14 protein-coding genes and 1 other annotated feature are annotated in these 20,726 nt (G+C 36.8%); of the genes, 4 read left to right on the forward strand and 10 right to left on the reverse strand.

Translation table 11 applies throughout. The features are described from left to right. Positions 1-57 precede the first annotated feature (57 nt). The gene (locus FD50_RS10690; protein WP_056961612.1) at positions 58-1,446 is read right to left on the reverse strand and encodes an amino acid permease; all 1,389 of its coding nucleotides are present in this window, start codon (positions 1,444-1,446) and stop codon (positions 58-60) included. A 227-nt stretch (positions 1,447-1,673) separates the two neighbouring features. Continuing rightward, positions 1,674-2,573: a LysR family transcriptional regulator gene (locus tag FD50_RS10695; RefSeq protein ID WP_056961614.1), complete on the reverse strand. Its 900-nt coding sequence runs from the start codon at positions 2,571-2,573 to the stop codon at positions 1,674-1,676. A gap of 129 nt (positions 2,574-2,702) precedes the next feature. On the opposite strand from FD50_RS10695, the gene FD50_RS10700 reads away from it, so the two are divergent. From FD50_RS10700 to FD50_RS10710, 3 genes are all read left to right on the forward strand, one after another. Then, on the forward strand, positions 2,703-4,025 hold the full coding sequence (locus tag FD50_RS10700) for an aspartate aminotransferase family protein (RefSeq protein WP_056961617.1): 1,323 nt from the start codon (positions 2,703-2,705) through the stop codon (positions 4,023-4,025). Positions 4,026-4,042: 17 nt separating this feature from the next. Next, on the forward strand, positions 4,043-4,591 hold the full coding sequence (cysE, locus tag FD50_RS10705; protein ID WP_235803464.1) for a serine O-acetyltransferase: 549 nt from the start codon (positions 4,043-4,045) through the stop codon (positions 4,589-4,591). Positions 4,592-4,911: 320 nt separating this feature from the next. Next, on the forward strand, positions 4,912-6,129 hold the full coding sequence (locus tag FD50_RS10710) for an aminotransferase-like domain-containing protein (RefSeq protein WP_056961618.1): 1,218 nt from the start codon (positions 4,912-4,914) through the stop codon (positions 6,127-6,129). A 233-nt stretch (positions 6,130-6,362) separates the two neighbouring features. Here FD50_RS10710 and FD50_RS10715 read toward each other — a convergent pair whose 3' ends face one another. From FD50_RS10715 to FD50_RS10725, 3 genes are all read right to left on the reverse strand, one after another. Continuing rightward, positions 6,363-6,824, reverse strand: a complete 462-nt coding sequence (locus FD50_RS10715; protein WP_056961620.1) for a YbaK/EbsC family protein — start codon at positions 6,822-6,824, stop codon at positions 6,363-6,365. Between the two features lie 14 nt (positions 6,825-6,838). Next, complete coding sequence (locus tag FD50_RS10720) at positions 6,839-8,254, reverse strand: amino acid permease (protein WP_235803465.1); 1,416 nt, start codon at positions 8,252-8,254, stop codon at positions 6,839-6,841. A 641-nt stretch (positions 8,255-8,895) separates the two neighbouring features. Next, positions 8,896-9,130, reverse strand: a binding site (T-box leader). A 104-nt stretch (positions 9,131-9,234) separates the two neighbouring features. Beyond that, positions 9,235-9,786 carry a cysteine hydrolase family protein gene (locus FD50_RS10725; RefSeq protein WP_056961622.1) on the reverse strand — a complete coding sequence of 184 codons (552 nt, stop codon included), beginning with the start codon at positions 9,784-9,786 and terminating at the stop codon, positions 9,235-9,237. A 121-nt stretch (positions 9,787-9,907) separates the two neighbouring features. Between FD50_RS10725 and FD50_RS10730 the strand changes: the two genes are divergently transcribed. Then, positions 9,908-10,333: an Lrp/AsnC family transcriptional regulator gene (locus FD50_RS10730; protein WP_054755832.1), complete on the forward strand. Its 426-nt coding sequence runs from the start codon at positions 9,908-9,910 to the stop codon at positions 10,331-10,333. A gap of 1,199 nt (positions 10,334-11,532) precedes the next feature. Here FD50_RS10730 and drmB read toward each other — a convergent pair. The 5 genes from drmB to FD50_RS10755 are packed head-to-tail and all read right to left on the reverse strand — an operon-like array spanning position 11,533 to position 20,571. Then, complete coding sequence (gene drmB / locus FD50_RS10740) at positions 11,533-13,239, reverse strand: DrmB family protein (RefSeq protein ID WP_235803466.1); 1,707 nt, start codon at positions 13,237-13,239, stop codon at positions 11,533-11,535. Next, on the reverse strand, positions 13,145-13,447 hold the full coding sequence (locus FD50_RS12570) for a hypothetical protein (RefSeq protein ID WP_082610526.1): 303 nt from the start codon (positions 13,445-13,447) through the stop codon (positions 13,145-13,147). Before FD50_RS12570 ends, drmB begins: the two co-directional genes overlap by 95 nt. Further along, a complete protein-coding gene (locus tag FD50_RS10745) occupies positions 13,444-16,902 on the reverse strand; it encodes a helicase-related protein (RefSeq protein WP_056961624.1) in 3,459 nt (1,152 codons plus the stop codon). Before FD50_RS10745 ends, FD50_RS12570 begins: the two co-directional genes overlap by 4 nt. A gap of 4 nt (positions 16,903-16,906) precedes the next feature. After that, positions 16,907-19,303: a hypothetical protein gene (locus FD50_RS10750; protein WP_056961627.1), complete on the reverse strand. Its 2,397-nt coding sequence runs from the start codon at positions 19,301-19,303 to the stop codon at positions 16,907-16,909. 11 nt (positions 19,304-19,314) lie between these two features. Further along, positions 19,315-20,571 carry a DNA cytosine methyltransferase gene (locus FD50_RS10755; RefSeq protein WP_056961629.1) on the reverse strand — a complete coding sequence of 419 codons (1,257 nt, stop codon included), beginning with the start codon at positions 20,569-20,571 and terminating at the stop codon, positions 19,315-19,317. Between the last annotated feature and the right edge of the window lie 155 nt (positions 20,572-20,726).

Raw genomic sequence — 20,726 nt, forward strand, 5'->3', positions numbered from 1 at the left:
TTAACTTGGGGCACTGCAGCTTTTGCCAAATTTTTACGCTTTTAAATATAGATTGCCTCAGATCTGTTCATTTGAAACGGCATTTTCATGAAAGTACATTGCTCCTCCAAAGATCAGCGTCCAAGCAATTGCGCCAACAGCACCGATAATATCTTCTGGAATAAAGAACAAACTCATGAAAATGATTAGGAAAAATGCAATTGTTAATGGACTGGTGATTTTGTACGCCGGCATTTTGAACCCGTCTGGCAAAAAGTCATTTGATTCACGGTACTTACGATGAGCAAGCATCGCCAAGATATAAACAATAATATACATATCACTTGATGCCCCAGTCACAATTGTAAAGACAGACGTCGTTGCATTAGTCAAACTCATAATTGGTGTAATTAGAACTAATCCTGCGGAAAGTAGAATTGCGGGTGCAGGTACCCCACTCTTAGAAATTCGCGCAAATTTTCGAGCCATAAAGCTTTCCTTAGGCACCTCCGTGGCCAATTGATAGAAATGGCGCCCAGCTGAAAAAATACAACTATTGAGTGCCGATGCCGCTGACGTTAAAACCACGAAATTAATGATCGCCGCAGCCGCTGGAAAGCCGGCTAATTTAAAGACTTGCACAAACGGGCTACTGTCAGCAGATAAAGAGGTCCACGGAATAATTCCCATAATGACAACTAAAGCCCCAATGTAAAACAAAAGAATTCTTACTAAAGTTTCATTAACTGCTTTTTTAATAATCAGATGGGGTGCTTTAGCCTCGCCGATCGTAATACTAACGAATTCGATTCCCTGAAAGGCGAAGAAGACCATTGGAAAAGCAGCGATAAAATTAAAAGTGCCATGTGGAAATAACGTGTAATCATGGAAAATGTTTCCCACAGAAGCGTGTCCCAAAGGAGTTGCAGAATGACTAAACATCATAAAAATTCCTGTCACAATCAAAGCAATAATGGCAATAATTTTAATCATTGCAAACCAGAATTCAGCTTCGCCGAATAAACGGGCTGCAATCAGGTTCACACAAGCCAAAACCCCTAAGAAGACTAACTCAACTATCCATGATGGTATCGCTGGAAACCAGAATTTAACATATGCTGCAACCGCAGTTAGTTCGGCCATACATACAAAGACTAAACCAATCCAATAAGTCCACCCGGTAAAATGACCAACTGCTGCTCCAAGATAACGTGAAATAAATGAAACAAAGGTATGCTGTGAAGGATCCGAGTAAAACATCTCCCCAATTGCTCTCATCATGAAAAAGAAAAACAATCCGAGCACCAAATAAACTAACATAACTGAAGGACCTGTCTTTGAAATTGTGCTGCCTGCTCCTAAAAACAGACCAGTTCCAATCGTTCCACCAATTGCAATCATCTGCACATGGCGGTTGCTTAAAGCACGTTTTGTACCGTCTTGGTTGGTTGTCTCCCGCTCTTTCATAAAAGCCCCTCCTTAAAATGAAAATCTCCAAAGCTGTTATTAATCTTTTTATCATAACTTGGGCTTAGTATACCACCCTTCAAATTCTTATGTTACTTTTTATCACACAAAAGCGATAAAATCTAGTATTCAAAAATAAAGCTGCACTTAAGCTTATTTTTTGGTATTTACAATTTGTTTTCGCCTTGAAAAGAATAGTTTGCTCATTGAAAAGCATGATCCTGAATTTAGAAGAGCGCTGCTGCTTGTTCCTGAATTGCTTGAACGACAATCTGAATTGCACGGACTCTTGCCTGCGGTTTGCGCACGGCTAAAAAAATCTGTCGCAAAGTGGCCGGCTGTAAGTTAAGCAGCTTAACATTCGCTGTCTGCGTCACTGCTAACGTCGGCAGCACACCAATCGCCCAATTATGACTAACTGCGGCCTGCAACGTAGTATAACTTTGGCAGATTCCGCTGACATTTGGACTAAAACCTGCTTGCTGGCAAAGGCGCCGCACAGCTTTAGTCAAATATGCAGTATCCGGCTCTAACATCCAAGCCTGTTCTTTTAGTAAATCGATTGAAATACTCTCATTTTTGGCCAAAGGACTGGCTTGATTAACGAGCACTTGAAGTTGATCAGCCCCAAGGTTAATTAATTGGTACTCTGGATCTGTCAAAGCATTCCCAGTTCCCAACTGAGCAATTAACGCGATATCAAATTGGTGCGCTTGAAGTCCCGGCAGACTTTGATCAGGCTCCATTTCGTTTAAAATAATCTTGATTTGCGGATAAGAATCATTTACCTGTGCGACTGCGGGAAGCACTAGTGCACGCAAAGCGCTTGAAAAAGCAGCAATTCTGACTGTTCCTTGAACCTCTTGGGCAGAATCTTGCAATTCATTGGTTACACTTTCCAACTGATTCAAAATGGGACTGACTTCTTTAACCAACCTCTGTCCTGCCGCTGTTAACTTAACGTTACGTCCTATTTTTTCTAAAAGCACGGTACTTGTTTCTGTTTCAAGTATTTTTAGCTGCATTGAAACTGTGGCAGGACTGATCAGCATCGCCTCGGCCACAAGTCGCATTGTCCCCAACTTACTGAGTTGTACCAGCAATTGAAGACGCCAAGTATTTAACATCTGCACCATCCTTTAGTTTTTTTGAACAAACCGTTTATATTTTATTGATTGTTTTTACTTAATACTTTAATCATAATAAACATTAAGCTACAGCAGAGCAATTAACAATTCAAGTATGGGGTGAATTCTATGAAAACTGCCTTTGAAAAACGTACTGATCCTTGGAAAGATGTTGAACAACATGTCGGACGCTACGGTGCACCATTTTTTATTCCTGAAATAATCGATCATGCCAGCGGTAGCTATATTTATACAGAAAGCGGCCGTAAGATCTTAGACTTTACTTCTGGACAAATGAGTTCAACGCTGGGCCATTCGAATCCGGAAGTTGTCCAAACAATTCAACAAGCTAGCGGTCGCCTAGACCATTTATTCAGTGGAATGCTGTCCCGACCTAGTATTAATCTATGTACCAAGATTGCTCACAGTACTGCTGATTTACTCCCTAAGGTTATCCCTTTGACCACCGGCTCAGAGGTTAATGAAGCCGCTCTAAGACTTGCAAAAGCGGTTACCGGAAAATTTGAAGTTGTCTCTTTTAATCGTTCCTGGCATGGAGTTACGGAAGCCAGTGCTGGGGCAACTTATTCTGCAGCGCGCAAGCTCGGAGTCCCCGGCTCTCCTGGTCAACTATCTATCCCTACGCCATACTCTTATCGACCTGACTTTGTTAATGCTGCTGGTAGCTTAGACTGGCAGAAACAATTGGATTATGGTTTTTCAATGGTTGATGCTCAGTCTGTTGGCAGCTTAGCCGCCTGTATTGTTGAACCAATCGTTTCTGGCGGTGGCATCTTAGTTCCGCCTCCCGGATACCTTGCAGCTTTAAAACGCAAATGTCATGAGCGCGGAATGCTGCTAATCTTTGACGAAGCGCAAACCGGCTTTGCTCGGACTGGCGATTGGTATGCCTTCCAACATGAAGAAGTCACTCCTGATATTTTGACGCTTTCTAAAACTTTGGGAGCAGGCCTTCCGCTTGCTGCCTTGGTGACGACCGCTCAACTTGAACAAGCAGCTTACGCTAATGGTTTTATTTTCTATACTTCGCATGTTAACGATCCTTTGGTAGCAGCGGTTGGCTGTACTGTGATGGACATTATTGAACGTGACCAGTTGGCAGCGCAAGCCCTTGAGAAGGGACAGTTTTTACACAAAGGACTCCAGCAGCTGGTAGCGACACACGAAATTGTCGGTGATGCTCGCGGTCGCGGTTTGCTGCAAGGAATTGAGATTATTAAAGATTCTACTACTAAGGAACGGGCTGCAGAATTAGGTAACTCAATCACAACACGCTGTTTTCAGTTAGGGCTGCACATGAATATTGTTTGTCTTCCAGGAAAGGGCGGAGTTTTCAGAATTGCGCCTCCATTAACAGTTAGTTACGCAGAGTTAACAGCCGGACTGCAGATTTTAGATCAAGCCATTACAGAAGTTGAAGCACAATTATAACTTAGGAGCTGAGTCCAATGGAATTCAAAACTTACCTTAAACACAAATGCTCTTTTAAAAAAATCCGCTTACTTAGAGAAGAAGTTAAAATGATTCGCGCCTATGACCCTGCTGTAACCTCCACTGCGGAAGTTCTTTTGACCTATTCCGGGCTACATGCGGTGTGGCTATACCGTTTATCGCATCATTTATGGTGCCGTCATCATTGCTTAAGTGCACAGCTGGTAACTCAAATTTCACGCTTATTTACAGGAGTTGAGATTCATCCGGGTGCTAAGATCGGCAAACGCCTCTTAATTGATCATGGTACAGGAATTGTAATTGGAGAAACTGCAGAAATTGGTAATGATGTCGTGCTCTACCATGGTGTAACTTTAGGAAGTATTGCCAATCACGGTTCCAGCCGACACCCTAAAATCGGTAATCGTGTGTTCATTGGGGCTGGGGCAACTATTTTAGGCGCAGTTACAATCAATGACGACGTTAAAGTCGGTGCTGCCGCCGTTGTCTTGCATGATGTACCAGCAGGAAAAACAATTGTTGGTAATCCTGGACACATTTGCTAGCACAATTTAAACACAACAATCTAAAAATAGGCAATTAGTAGCACTAAAATGGACTGTGGGCGTCTTCCCTAGGCTTTGCCTTCGAAAGCTAAACACACATTGTGCTGCTTTTTTTGTATCAAAATTATGTCGCGCAATGCTCGTGATGCACATTTGAACAATCAAGCTGTTAAAACTGCCTTAAATAGCTTTTTGAACATAGATGAATAAAATTCACTCTTTAATGAAAAAGTTGAATTTTATTTATTCAAAAAAACAGGATATACTAAAACCAACGTAAAAAGAGAAACAGAAAATAAAGTTTAAGGAGAAAAGTATACATGAATGATATCTTTGCAGATCGTGTTATGCTGGGTTCGGAAGACCGCTTAGCTGAAATGTTTGGCGGCAGTTTAGGTGAGGATGGTATCAAATTCTCTGCGGGGAACCCTAATCCTGACCTTTTCCCAATCACACAAATGAAACGGGCTTTCAACCAAGCAATTGATAAAGCAGGCAACCAAATTTTTGAATATAATACTGTTAATGGTTTTGAAAAATTACGCGAACGTCTAGCACACCGAGCTGGTCAAACAGCAGGCATTAAAGCTGACCGTGAAAATATTTTAATCACCCAAGGCGGTCAACAAGCGCTAGACTTGATCGGCAAGTTATTGTTGAATGCTGGAGATGGAGTTGTTGTTGAAGCACCTACTTATGTTGGCGCCTTGTCAGCCTTTGATCAATATGATCCTTGTTATTACGACGTGGCACTTGAAGAAGACGGTTTAAATCTCGAGCAGCTTGAGCTGGTATTGCAGACGCATCCGAATATCAAATTGTTATATACCGTTCCTGATTTTCATAATCCTACAGGTGTAACACTTTCATTGAGTAAACGCCAAAAATTGGTTGAATTGGCTGAAAAATATGACTTTTTCATTCTTGAAGATACACCTTATCGCGACTTACGTTATAAGGGCGCAAAGCTTCCTGCGCTTAAATCGTTTGATCGCCATGGACATGTTATATTCGTCAGCAGCTTTTCCAAAATTCTAATGCCAGGATTGAGAGTCGGCTGGATCGTGGCAGATCAAGCAACCATTTGCCATCTGCGTAAATTAAAAACCAGCAGCGACTTAGAAACGCCCAGTATTGTTTTAGCAGCACTCAATCAGTACTTGGAAAACAATAATTTAGAGCAACATATCACAGGGATGCTGGCAACTTATCAAAGCCGTTTAGATACGATGCTTACCGTTCTTAGTGAAACAATGCCGGCAGATGTTCATTACACCCAACCAGAAGGCGGCTTCTTCATTTGGCTAACCTTGCCGGAAGTCCTTGATACTCAAAAGTTACTAAGTGAGACCTGTATTCCCACTGACCGGATTAGCTTTGTCCCTGGAAAAGTTTTCTATGCACATAAAAATAAGAAAAACGGAATGCGTTTAAATTTTTCAGGTGTAACCGAAAAACAAATTGAACTTGGAATTCCCAAGCTGGCTAAAAGTATTCAAAATGCAATTACTGCAAGCGAAGTCCAAGCATTTCGTTAAATTTAAAAGAGCGCCTTTATTCCTACTATGAGGGATGAAGTCGCTCTTTTGAATTATAGTAATCAGGTTAATTCGAGGTTACGCTTGAAGCCTCCCGGTGATTGTCAGCACTTCTTATTAACGTGTTCCGCTCACCAGTCTTTTGTGCCTAACCTCAAATTGCCAATCGTCACAATCCGACTAATGGCAATTCGAGGTTACGCTCGAAGCCTCCCGGTGATTGTCAGCACTTCTTATTTGCTGACCTTTACCCACCTCACTGGACGACTTAACGTGATCAACTCGGTCAACGTTAATTTTAATGCATGGTACTCATCGCCTGCTGCCGGATACAGCCACGTCAAATTCTTTAACGAGGTATCCAGGTAAACTGGCAAAGCATTATTCAACCCAATGGGATTCACCCCACCGACAGGATACCCCGTAGCCTTTTGCACCTCAGTTGCAGGCAGCAAGCGCGGACGCACCCGAAATTCTTCTTTAAAATGATGATTATCCAACCGTGCATTGCCACTCAACACAAGCACTGTCGGCTGTTCGTTAACATTTAGAACTAAGGATTTAGCAATTGCATCTGGATCAACCTGCAATACTTTGGCTGCTTCTCCAACCGTTGCCCCAGTCGCAGGCAAAACAAGATAACGATCTTCCAGTTTATGGTAAATTAGTTCATTTTTTAGATCACTTAAACTCATTTAAAAACCCCCTATTAAGAACCTTGAACATCAACTCGCTTCAATTTCTTCTGGCGATAAAGCAATAGTAAGTTAAAGCCAAGTGCCCAAGCCAGTGCACCGAGTGCTGGAAAAATTGATGCTTGATTAAATAACAAACTAACAAAAATTGCAAAAAAGAAAATAACTGTGAGCGGATTAGCCCAGCGATATTGCGGCATTTTAAATCCATCAACCTTAAAATCTACTGAGTGCCGATACCTATAATGGGCGCTCATTGTTAAAATACAGACCAAAATATAGATATCACTTGAGACAGACGAAATGAACGAAAATGCCGTTCCTAATGAATTAAATGCACTAATAATAGGTGCTAAAACCATGATCAACGCTGAAAAAAGCACACTAGCAACTGGAATTCCATTTTTAGAAACCTGTGTGAAAAAGGACATGCTCTTTGACGATGATTCCTCTGCCAATTGGTATAGATGGCGCCCGGTTGAAAAAATCGCACTGTTCAAGGTTGAACAAGCTGCTACAATCACGACCAAGTTAATAACCTGTGCAGCTGCTGGTAGTCCAGCTAATTTAAAAATTTGAACAAAAGGGCTCTCATTCGGATTAAGGGTCTTCCACGGTGTAATCGCCATGATTACTAACAACGACCCAATATAAAAGAGGAGAATCCGGCTGATAATCTGATTAACCGCATGTGGTAGTACTTTTCGTGGATTTTTGGTCTCGGCAGTTGTAATCCCGACGAATTCCATCCCTTGGAAAGCAAAGAAAACCATTGGAAAAGCGTTAATAAATTGGTGAAAACCATGCGGGAAAAGTTCAAAATGTGCAAAAACGTTTCCCCAAGAAGCTTGGGTACCGGCTGGATTATGATGATTCGTTGTTACTAAAAAAAAACCAATTATAATTAAAACCAAAATCGTCAAAATCTTTATCCCAGATAAAAGAATTTCAGATTTTCCAAAAGAGCTGACCATTGCCAAATTAACAGCTGTCAATATTAACAAAAAGACTATTTGAACCATCCAAGAAGAAGTCCCCGGAAACCAATATTTAACATAGGTTGAAAGTGCAGTAAGCTCTGCCATCCCTGCTAAAACGAGCTCTAACCAATAACTCCAAGCTGCAAAATATCCCAACTGTGGGCTGACATATTTTCCGATAAAGGAAACAAAAGTGTGCTGTTGAGGATCAGCATACATCATCTCACCAATCGCACGCATCATCAAAAAGAAAAAAATTCCGATCATTAAATAAACAAATAAAATCGCTGGCCCAGTACGATGAATGGTACTCCCTGCCCCCAAAAACAAGCCGGTTCCAATTGATCCTCCAAAAGCAATCATTTGGACTGCTAAGTTCGAAAGCCCCCGGACAGTGCCATCTTGATTAACTTCAACTTCACTTTTAGCCATGGTTGTCTTCATTCCCATCCTTTTTACTCATAACAAGCAGAACTGCTTATCAGCTTTACTAAAAAATACTCTTAGCGCGGTAACTTACTTTTAAACTTTGTCCTTAGTGTTCACCTAAATTATTTGAGAGCCCTACAATGAACAGTGCATAAATCCAATTTTGTTTCACTTCAATTGGTTTGAAGTTATTACCGACTCTTAAAACAACCTTTCTAGTCATCTTGATCACTCCTTATATTAAAATCGACCTTTTCCACAAATTTCATTAAAAAAAAACACCCCGCAGTCATTGCTGACTACGAGGCGTGTTATCGCTTTACCACTCGTTATTCGATAATCAAATCACTTCAATTATCCTCATTAGGTCATGAATGCATTTCAAAACCCCGATGCTGTAACAGGCATCCCTGTCTGACGCTAACTAAATTCACGTCAGATTCCAACAAAAGACCATCTTCATTTGTACTCTCATCGGCTATTCTCATCCAGTTAGCCTTCTCTGTAAATAATTGTGTCAAACTACTCATCTTTTTATACCTTATTAATTTTTGCATGTTTTTAAAAGCTAACAAGCCCTTTACTTAGATACATCACATTGTCGCCGCTACCAGTCACAAAATCCATAAAAAAAGCCCTTTATTCACTAAAATTCTAGTAAATAAAGGGACGAATAAATCGCGGTACCACCCTAATTTGCATTGTTAAAAATGCCTCAACGATACTTACTTCGCATAAATATCCGGGAAATTAACGGTTCCTACCGAATAGTTGGCTTTCACCAAATACTTCTATTTCCAAGCTCATCTTCACCGACTCAATTAAGACCTATTCTCAGCTAAATTAGGTTCTCTGTGCTCAATCAATGTCCGTTACTCTTCTTTTCAAAAGATCAATTGATTAAAATTTGATTAATAACTTATCTTGCATTCTAATCTCTCACACAAACTCTGTCAAGCATATTTTTACAATTTCTGACAACTATAAATAACCTGTTTCCTTTATTTGTTAAAGCGGTTCAAATAAGCTGTCGTAGAAAGAACTTGCGCAAAACTCTGTAATGCTGCTAAAAAGGCATACTGAACATCCTTAGCCGCGACCTTATTAGTACCAAAGCTAAGTGCTTTAGTTGCAGTTGCATCCGCCAATAAAATCGGGTTGTAACCTAACTCGCGGCTGGCACGCGTAGTTGAGTCAACACACATCTGTGTCATCATTCCAGTAATTACCACTTGCTCAACCTGCAGCGACTTTAAGGTCTCCTCCAGCTTGGTTTTAACAAATGAATTTGGAAATTGTTTTTCGATGACAATCGCTGAACTGTCGACTTCTAAATCCGTATGCAACTGTGCGCCCTTTGTGCCACGTCCAAAGAAATCAGCCGTGGTACCTTCCTTTATATGCTGAATATAAATAATTGGCAATTCAGCAGTCTTAAAAAAAGTTAGCACGCGTTTGATCTGTTGCAATGCTTCTTGCGGTGCCTCCAACTCCATCTTGCCATTTTCAAAATAATCATTTTGCACGTCGATCACTATTAATGCTTGTCTCACAAAATCACCTTTTCTCTTTAAGATTTGCTATAGTTAAGTATACAGAAGAGATCTGTCAGCAATAAACAACTTGCTGAAAGAAAAAACACACTAAAACTTTGATGCTGAAAAAGGAGATTCTATGGACAAGATTGACAGACAGATTTTGACAATTCTCAGTCAAAACAGCAAACTTACCAATAAAGAAATTGGTGCAATCATTCACCTGACAGGGCAAGCTGTAGGTAATAGGATCGCCCATTTGCAACAAAACGGGACCATTCAACGCTTTAAGATTGAAATCAAGTACTCTCAAACACAATTTATTAGAGTTTTTATGGATTCAAATAAATACAAAGACTTTGAACACTTTGCTAATGCCTATCAGGAAGTCACCGCTGTCTATAAAGTCTCTGGTCAAGCCTGCTATCTGCTTGTAAGCCATTTTGCCGGGAATACACTCGCAGAATTTATTGAAGCTCTCTCAAAATGGGCCCGATACAGCGTAGAAACTGTAATTGCTGATAAAACGGTCCCTGTCAAAATCGATGACTCTTTCACCAACTAATTTCAATGGACAAAAATAACCTGATCCCAGTAGAATACCGAGAACAGGCCATTACATAGTGCGAAAACATATTTTGTCAAATTTTTTGTTGCACTTCGCTTTTATTATTTTATAAAAATCGATATTTAAAAACTAGCTTAATAGCATAAAAAAGCAATGACAAGTTGCCAGTTCAACACCCATGATATCTTCGTCTGAGATACCTTCGCTGTATTTTGTGAGGGTCCGCAATGAATTACCATGTGCTGCGATGATGACATTTTTGCCATCTAATAATTTAGGCGCAATTTGGTCTTCCCAAAATGGAACCCAAAAGAACTTATAAAGCCTATCATAGTGGTGCTTTTAATTAAATATTGAATTCCAGCTTTTGTCAAAATAAAGGAACATAACGTTGTGAAAAGGTACTTTAGCACACTAATCTAGAAGGGAAGACTAAATTACACATGCAAAATGAGTTGAAAAGTATACCCTATTTGCCCTAAGAGCCCTGATACTTTTTTTAGTTTTTAATTACTATAATTAAATTTCATATATTCAATAAATTTTACCTCTCTTCATTGCTGCCCTTTTTATTAAAATATTTTAAGCTATTCTATTTCATAAAATAAAACGTATTTCTGCTAAGAGCTGACATCTAAACTTAGCTTCATGTAATTCTTCCAGAAAAATACACGATTAAAATTGTCTAAACAGTATTCCTGCGTTAAACAAAACTATTAACTAACTTTTAAATACATTGATTTACCAAGCTTTTAACCTCGTCTGAAATTCTAGAGAAATAAATTGTTCGGTAAGTTGGAACTTGCTATTGTGTCAACAGCGGGTTGCCAAATTTTCTTCTGCCAAGGTATTAATGCAATGACCACTGACGATACCCTTTGTGAACACAAACAAAATTAATACATGTAACTCATACTTACACTGACAGCCCAAAATATAAAAATTTTTAATTTTAAGATCTTCAATTATCTGATTAATCATCCATTCATGCAGAATAATTTTATTTTGGTTCTCAGTCGATTTCAATACTAAGTACAGTCTAATTTTTGCTACAGCCATTACAAATTTTAGATATTTTTTCTATATTATAACTTAGAATGGTGCCAAGACTTTTCACAATATTCAGATCTAAAAATCGGTTACATCTTAGTAACTTAAAAGTAACCTGTTCTTGCTATTTTCAACTTAATAAAATTTTAAAAAAATCCTAATTCAGGGGTATCAAGTCCACCTATTAGAACTCCCCGATCCAGATACTGGTTTTGCTTCTCACAACTGGTTTCGGACACCAGTGCGCATGCATGACATGCCCCAGCATTTAATGAATTACTACCTTGACCCTCACTATCAATACATACTGGATCAAAACTACACCACTTTGCTTTCTCAATTGCAGCTGATAAGATCCATTTCATTTTTTCGGGTACTCCTTGTTTGACCAATCCACCCAAGGTTCCCTCCGAATCAGAACTGGACGTATATATGAGTATTCCATACATTTCTTGACCAACTTCGTTTGAAAAGTAAAGTCTTTCTTTGAGAGCTGTGGCCGAATACCCACTAGAAACGCTTAGTTCTTTTAAAATAATATGGCTTAGTGTATGGAGCAAATAATAATCAGGAGTAATATATTTTTTTTCATCTTCGAATACATCTGGATTATTAACTTTGTTCAAAATTCGCTTGGATATTTCAGATCCCTTAATTCGATCCATCCATTCTGTAACTTGAACTGGATCCAATGTAATGAAGATACCCTCACCATGGGATCTCATGCCAACATATCGTCCATCGGTACGTCTTAATGAGACTTCTTTTGAAAAATCAGTGTTTTCTCCTTCTTCCCGAATAATTTCCTTCATACTGTCGGAATCAGTAGGCTTTAATCTACTATAACTTCGAAGTACATTGACGACCTGTAATTCATGAATAAGTGTTATACATTTAACTGATACTGGCAGTTTATCCCGTAACAAGCTAGTTTGGTTAAACGTTTGTTTAATCAGTTTATCAGAACTATTATCATATGGAGTACTTCCTGATAATATGTTGAATTCTTCCCGACGATAGTCCATAACATCAATATTTTCATCATATGATGAATTTTCAGAATCTATCTGATCTATAATTTCATTTAAAACTTGCGATTGATCAATATTAGGATAACTAATCTGAAGTACGCTAACAATGTTTTGTAGCAATGAGTTAACAATTAAATTTTTACATAATTTATTCTTAATTGTCTCAGAAAATTTTTCCTTGGCAATTTTTTTAATGTTTTGTCTGATTACAAGATAGTCTGCATTAAGATCTTCATCTGCCTTAATAGCATTAATAAGGCTGTGATCATCAAATGGGATATTAACAGAACTGGAAATGTTGGGAAAATACAAATTGTTTGCACTTCTAAGCAACACTTGTAGTCCTTGATTACAGCTATCTGATTTTACCCTATTCTTCCAAACATAATTTCCCTTACAATGAACTCCAATTAAATCTAGATAATCAGAGAATGCATTTTTGTTAAAAATTATTCCCAAGCTTTTCTTTTTGTCACAATATTTACAATGAACAGAATAATCTAAAATTGATCCTGAATTATGGGTATTATTCAGTTCCAAATCAGGATGTTCACAAATCTTGCCACCATGTGGCCACTCAACCCATGGAAAATCCTGTACATGACCATTAGAACAAACACAAATAAACCTTAATGGGACAAGCTCATCTCTTAATTTGGAAGAAGCATCAAACGGTTTTTCATCAAAAAATCGAACCTTTCCATGTTTATCAGCCATTTTTCTCCATTCATATATTGGTTGAATTCGACGTGTATAGGGTGAGAGATACCATTGTGGAAATCTTATACCAGAAATGCCCCCCCCCAGTACTATCGTCGACACTTATTGGCGGCTCAACAAAGCCCGAAGTATTCATTGCCTGTTCCAATCTTGGATCGTGAATTTCCTTGAGTTCGTCTTTGTTCCAATATTCAGAATCTGCAATCATCACCGTTTGATTATTGATGTCAAACAACGATCCAACACCAAAAGGAGTTAGCAATTGGGAGCGACGAATATTGTGCTCTGGGTGTAAATTTTTGCTTGTCAACTTTCTTCATCTTCCTTTATATTAACAAATGAAACATCGTCTACATTCCGCATACTTTCCATGACATGTGACGCTTCTTTATGTGAATTATCGTTAAATGATCTTAAAAGTAAATTTCCTGGATATTGAGAAGAGACCATTGGATACTTGAAATATTGAAATTCCAGATCTTGTGAATCTGTTGCTAGTTTTCGCCATTTATTAATAAAGTTATTAATGATTTCTTGAGCGCCATTTTGGTATAGATGATACTTATCTTCGGAATGTTTGACTCTATCATTTAGAAATTTTTTCGTTCGTTCGAGTTGTTGATTATTATTATCCTCCAAAATGTTTATTGCGCACTTGTCTCCAGAAAGTTGCTCAACAGTATTTCTAAGCATTGCAGCCATCACCCCTGGTATACACCGCTTCATTGCTGGAACAGAAAATGGTGTGACACTACTTGGTTCAACATATTTATATAAGCTCTGGTGATACGCCTGAAACGTCTCATAATGAGATCTATCACGACTTCTTGTTGAATTATAGAGGGTAAATACGGCTCCAAGAGTTTTCCTACCAACACGGCTGGTAGCTTGTATATACTCGGAAGTTAATTTTGGCTGACCTACTACAAGCATTGCATTAAGTCTGGAAATATCAATTCCAACAGAAAGCATATTTGTTGCAAGTAATGTATCGACAGCATATTGCTTATTTTCGACCTCAGATTGATCGTTATGCATAATTTCAAGTTCTTTAATGATTTCTGGAATCTGATTCCCCTCAATTCTAGATGTAAGTTCCTTAGCATTGAAATCAGATAACTCCCTAAATTTTTCGTTTGGAATACACAGCCTTTTTTTCAATTCTCTAAGATAATCTCTGACGTCATCACGTAATAACGTAGATGCTTTTCCTAATTCTCTTAAACTGTTAAAGTATCCTGCTATTGTCCAATATAATTCCTCAGCATCACAGCCGTGCCCCAAGTCAACTGCACACTGAAGCATGGCGGCCAAAATATGAACCTCAACGGTCATCTGAGATTTCCCTGTTCCCATAATGCCGAAATACTTTCTTCCATGCCCCTCATTTGAATCACGAATGAAATAATTATCAGAAGAAGTAATTCCTTGAGGAGGAAATTGTTGAACACGGCGATCAAATATTCCTTTTACCTGTTCCTCAGCATTCCTGATTGTTGCCGTAGAAGCAATATATTTGGGACCTTCTTCTGTACTATTATCACGAAAAATGTAATCAAATCCTGCTTCGTACAATCCAACAATACTTCCTAATGGCCCAGAAATAAGATGCAGTTCATCTTGAACAATCAGATCGGGTCGATGATAACGATTATTATCATCCGAACCAAACAAATGTTGAGCAGATTCATTAAGGGGAACCTGTGCAAATTTATCAACAGTACCAAAAATTAATGTTGGACGAACTTTATAAATTGATTCATCAACAACATAGATTGGCAATCCATTGTTAAATGGGCAGTCTTTTGTCATGCAACACATATTATAATCACTACTTCTATTTGTAATGGACTTGTATCCCCATTTAATTTTCTTATGGATATCTTGAATATCTGGAATCAAACTATGTTTTTGATTGCACCATGGACAAGTTAATAATTGAAATTTGTTCTTTTTCTGAATATCATCCTTATTATGCGACTGCATCATTGCCTTAAAATCAGATTTGGCTCTACTTAGATGATTTTCTGTTCCTCCACCAATCCAAAGACCAATACTAATTTCTGAATCACCAAGAATGTGATCATCATAATTACGTCTAATATATTCAAGTGCGCAAATCATCTTGGAAGCACGCTCAAACTGTTGAGATGTTAATAGCCTTAAAGTATATCGCATTATGACCGTAACGCCTTCATACCCATCCTTATTTGTTAATCGTCGATAGGCTATCACGGCAGAAATGGCAAACAAATATGCCTCTGTCTTGCCACCGCCAGTCGGTACCCAAATAAGATCTAAATCATTACGATACTTACTTTTAGGATTAAGAACAGATTCCAAAGAATTCAAGATAAATGCAAGTTGGAATGGGCGCCAATGAAAATGAACATTACTATAATCTTTTGTTTCATAAGACTTTTCCTTTTCATGGTAACTACCCATTCTTTGTAAAAGAATAGTTTCGTTGGCAATGTTAAATGCTTTAAATGCATTTAAATTATTCTTTAAAAAATTGAGTGTAGTGTGCATTCTTTTAAGACATTTATAGCAATTATTTATATTATCATCTGAATATTTTTGAAATTCAATTTGAAGTGATTGAGATGCAGTTTTTGTTTTATCTATCCACTGCCGATACATTTCAATAAAATTTGAAAGCTTATCTAATTGTTCTTGATAGTCATTTCTGATGTAGCTTGTAGGATCAAGAATGCTAGCATCTATATCATCAATGGTTGTACTTATCGGTAATATTTCATACGAAGGAATAAACGACGTAAAGATAGAAGAAATACTCTTCCCATCAAATTCCCAACACCCTGAAACTCCATGTCCTGTCGCATAAGTTTTACGATTTCTATACAAAAAGACATTCATCGCATCTTCATATGTCAGTTTACCTAAATTAGGAATCTTTATATCTTCGGAAGCGTAAAATTTTATTCCATTTTGTTGATTAATAATAATTTGACTTTGAAATAATGGAAATTCAGATAGGTTTTTGATAACAATAGTAATTGTTTTAATAGTTCCCAAATTTTTGACAGATAATGACTGAACTTTGTCAAAGACCTCCATCCTAATTCCATCATTATTGGTGCTATTATCAATAATTGTCTTGTTGGATCCATCTCGCTTTATATTAATATGGGCTTTAATATTATGAGGAGTTCGATTATAGAAGACTCTTTTATAATATACATTACTTAAAAAAGCTAAGGAATCAACACTTTTTTGAGAAAGATCACCAAACCTTTTTTCAGCAATAAATTTTTTTAAGCTATCGTGATTAGCCCTTAATTCTTTTGGCGTTTTACCTAAAACTGCAATTGATTTATCTTTAAGATTGAATTCCAAAAATGTAAGTTTATGATAATTGCTAATTTCAGAAAACACATTGGGACTTACGTCAAGAAATGGCTTAGGTATTTTATTATATGTTGCAGTTTTTATGTTAACCTCAAGATCTGAAACATCAGATTTACAATAAAATGTAATTCCCATTGAGCTTGCTTGGAAATTATTATCAACTGCAATTGGATCTTCAATTGCATCACCGGATTTTTCAACTTCAGCTGTATCATCAGAATCAGGAGATTCACTTGAATAAAGAATTCCAGAAACATATCGTGTTTTCGGATTTTCTGATATGATCTCTGACTCATTGCTCCTACTAATATTTTCAGACCCAGGTCCTAATATAAGATTTTTAATTCTCTGACTATATTCATCGCGAACCTTGCTTTGGCTGTCTCCATTCATTACTTTATCCTTTCACAAACTTATTCGTCATAATTCTGGGAACATCAGGAATACAAACATCGCTAACTGATGTAACAATACCAACTGAATACCGATAGTGCGTTACATCCGCCAACCGTTTATTCACAAGTGACAATAGTTCTGCATCACGTGTGGTAGTTAGGTCTTGCTTTACTGCAGTACTTGAATCATAAAACAGTTGATAGTTTTCCCTAATATCATCATCATTAATTAACTCCCCAATATATTTAATAAATTCCGGTTTTCTTGGCAACATTGGTATTTTATTAGGATCTGACCATGTTGCATAGTACTGCTTAGTATGATGCTCGGAAGTATCTTCAAATACTGCCATTTTTCTTTGAATCATCGCAGGCGTATAGTCATTTTTATTAATAAAATTAATAAATGCTCTCTTCCACCGAAAATCATTTCGTTTATCTTTATTCGTTAACAAAGATTGATCTTCAGAAGCAGCTTTAAACCACTTTCGATATGAAAAATCAGCGTAGGGAATATTAAAATTAAAAATTTTATCACCATATGTAATTTGAGCTACTTCTCTTTTTACCAAAGTTCCATTCGAGCTTTCAATTAAAAAGTACGCGTTGTCAGTGCCATAAATCTTGTTACCCTGTGTTAACGTGACAACTTTATGGACATCAACTTTTTCAGAATTTGTGATGTTAGTATACTCGAACTTTTGTGCTTCAATTTCCTTAGCATAAACTTCCTGAGAAGAAAGTATCTCATCTTCATCTTTTTCCATTTGCTCGTAAATATTGTTTTTATCAATTGCTTGTTGCTGTTGATTAATTCGATATCTGTTAATATCATTGAGAAATGATATTAGTGACGTTACATACCCCTTTTTGGAAAAATCATTTTCTTTGTTATATTTCTTAATTAAACATAATTCTTTCTTAACGGAATTATATATAGAATCAATAAAGAATTGTGGAGTTAAAATAATTAATCGTTTACAAATAAATGCGCGTGCCCACTTTTTTCTCTCATGAGCATATGGATTTACAAGCACAACCGTATCGAATCTATCATACATGTCTTCAGTAATTTTATCTCTAAACGAAAAGAAGCTTACGTTGGGTAAATTAAACAAGTCTTCATATTCGGATTTGAGTTTATCCAGAACAACAATTGCGTGTGATGAACTATTATCTACCGTTTTCAAAATCATTTTTTTCATTTGAGCCCCAAATCTATTTGAATGAATCTGACGCAGATACACAATTAATTTTTGACAGTAAATATTTTTATGAATTTTAAGGTATTCCTCGATTATATTAATCTGACTACCAAATAATGGTGAGTTTTTTCTTGCGACGCTGGCACCAATTCTTAATGAACTCCAAATTAACTTTGTTAAATAACGTAGACTAGGATCACTTTTCGCTTCACTTAAAAAGTGGATTATTTCAGTTGTACACGTTGCAAAATCTATATTCGTATGCACATTTATAAATGAAAATGATTCTTCGTAATCAGATAACCAATTTCGGTTTGCCTGAATCATTTTAATCATTTCCATAGAGTCATTATTATTGGCAATATTGTTACTGGAAATTAAAGCTAACGTAGTATTACTTTCATTAGCCAAATCAGGTAGCGACAAGATATCGGGAAGATAGTTATCCATATACCACTTATCACCAAAAATATATATTTTTTCAAACTCATTTTTTTCACTGTCAAGATAATTAACAAATGCATTCGCATTTGAGCAAAACAAAATAAGCGGCTCATTTGCGCTATCTGTGTGTAATGATAAATGAACTTTTCCAGACCCAGTTAAGTACTCAGAGTTACATATTTGGCTAAAAAAAAGGTGCTGTTTACCAACAAAATATTTTGATTGAATAATGTTATCATAAACATCTTTTGTCAAAAGAACTGCTAATCGTCCGTTATTAACAAGACCTTTAAATTCTAATTCAAAATATTGAGCAAAATCATATAAATAGTTATTAGCTTTTCTTTTTCTTGCTTTCCTGCTGCGGTGGCCAAATCGTAATAAAAGTTGTTCTGGCACTGTTATATCGTAAGAACTCTTCTTATTATCTGCCGCTTTTAGATTATAGGTTCCATCATCATTACAACCTTCAAAATAATAATAAGATTTTTTATATTCCACACTATCATGTAGGGAAAGATCAGTTATCAAAAGTTTTTTATCATTTTCAATGTTTTTTAAAACAAACTGTAAACAAATCATTGATATCACATTGCAATAGAAGCTCTCGTTTAAATATTGATAAGTGAAAGATTCTTCTTGTTTATTGAATTGACTAATTTCCTCCATAATTTGTTTTTGTCGACTTGAAATATAGCCAAATGGGTAACTTTCAATTATAAATCTTTTTATGTTATGTAATCGTTCCATAACTTCCCCCCTCAATTGCATATACCTTGTAATACACTAAAAATGGCCTTCGAAATTTTTTCACTAAAAATAGGTGGAACTGCATTACCAATCTGAACGAAAGCCTGTGTTCGAGATGATTCAAAGAAATAATCATCGGGGAATCCTTGTAATCGCGCTGCTTCCCTCACAGTAATAGACCTATTTTGCTTAATATCTGGGTGAATGTAATGATGCCCATCCTTAGCAATATGAGCGACAATTGTATAAGATGGTTTATCAGCAGAAAGTGACTTGAATCTATCAAGAAAAATTGAGGTATGTTTATGCATTTGCAGTTTTTTAGGCAAATCATTGTATTTCAGATTTTTACCCTGCCGTTTAGCTAATACAACTTGTCTGTATATTTCTAAGTCGTTTTGGCGATTAGGGCGACTGACATTTTGTGTCAACGGTACACCTCTAATACGCCTATATTTTCTCCTTACAAATGAGGAAGGGATACCATCATATTCATTTAATTGTTGACCAGATTTAATCTTTGGGAGATCAGAAAATACTTCCCCAACAGTTGCCGATTCTTCCTTCTGATTTTTAAGTTGGTCATAAAACGCATCGATCTTTTGCTCAGATCCTTTAGGAACTCCAAAAATAATTAATCTTTCCCGAGTTTGTGGTACTCCAAACTCATTCATATTTATTGTTCTAATTCCTAAGCTATAGTTGACTTGGATAAATTCCGTTTTCATCTTAGAAAGTAGGAGGTTCCCCTCTATATCACGGAATGATTTTAGTCCTTTCACATTTTCAAAAACAAAGAATTTTGGACGATAACGCTTTAAAAATTCTATATAGTATCTGTATAAGTAAATCCGTTTATCGCTTGCCTTTTTTGGAGCATTTCGAGCACGCCCAATTGTTGAATAAGCTTGGCAAGGAGGACCACCAATCACCCCATCTACGGATCTTCCACCCAACTTCTTATCAAAAGAAGCAAAAATTTTATCAAGAGTTGTTTGGTTCATTGTAATATTCATGGTTTTATGTAAAACGTGGTCATCAACACAAGATAATAAATTTTCGTGTGAAATATCACCATTTAAAAATTTAAAATATTTATCAAGCTTATCATGATCTTTAAGCCAATAAAAAACATCTCGAAGTTGTAAAGTTTCACATGCTGCATAATTCATCTCAACATGCCCAACAATTTCATAGTGATCATTTCTAAACCCCTCTGTTAATCCACCTGCTCCTGAAAACAGATCAATAATTGTTTGTTTTTTCATTTTCATCCCACTTTTATTTTTGAATTTTTTCAATTTATAACAGCATATGTCTAAACGAAAAGTATTATTTCATTCTTGAAATTCCGCAGTACAACAATTTTATTTGTCTCTCTTTTTAATTGCCTTAAGTACAGCATCAACACACTTTTCTGGAT

This window comes from Liquorilactobacillus satsumensis DSM 16230 = JCM 12392, assembly GCF_001435195.1.
Lineage (GTDB): Bacteria > Bacillota > Bacilli > Lactobacillales > Lactobacillaceae > Liquorilactobacillus > Liquorilactobacillus satsumensis.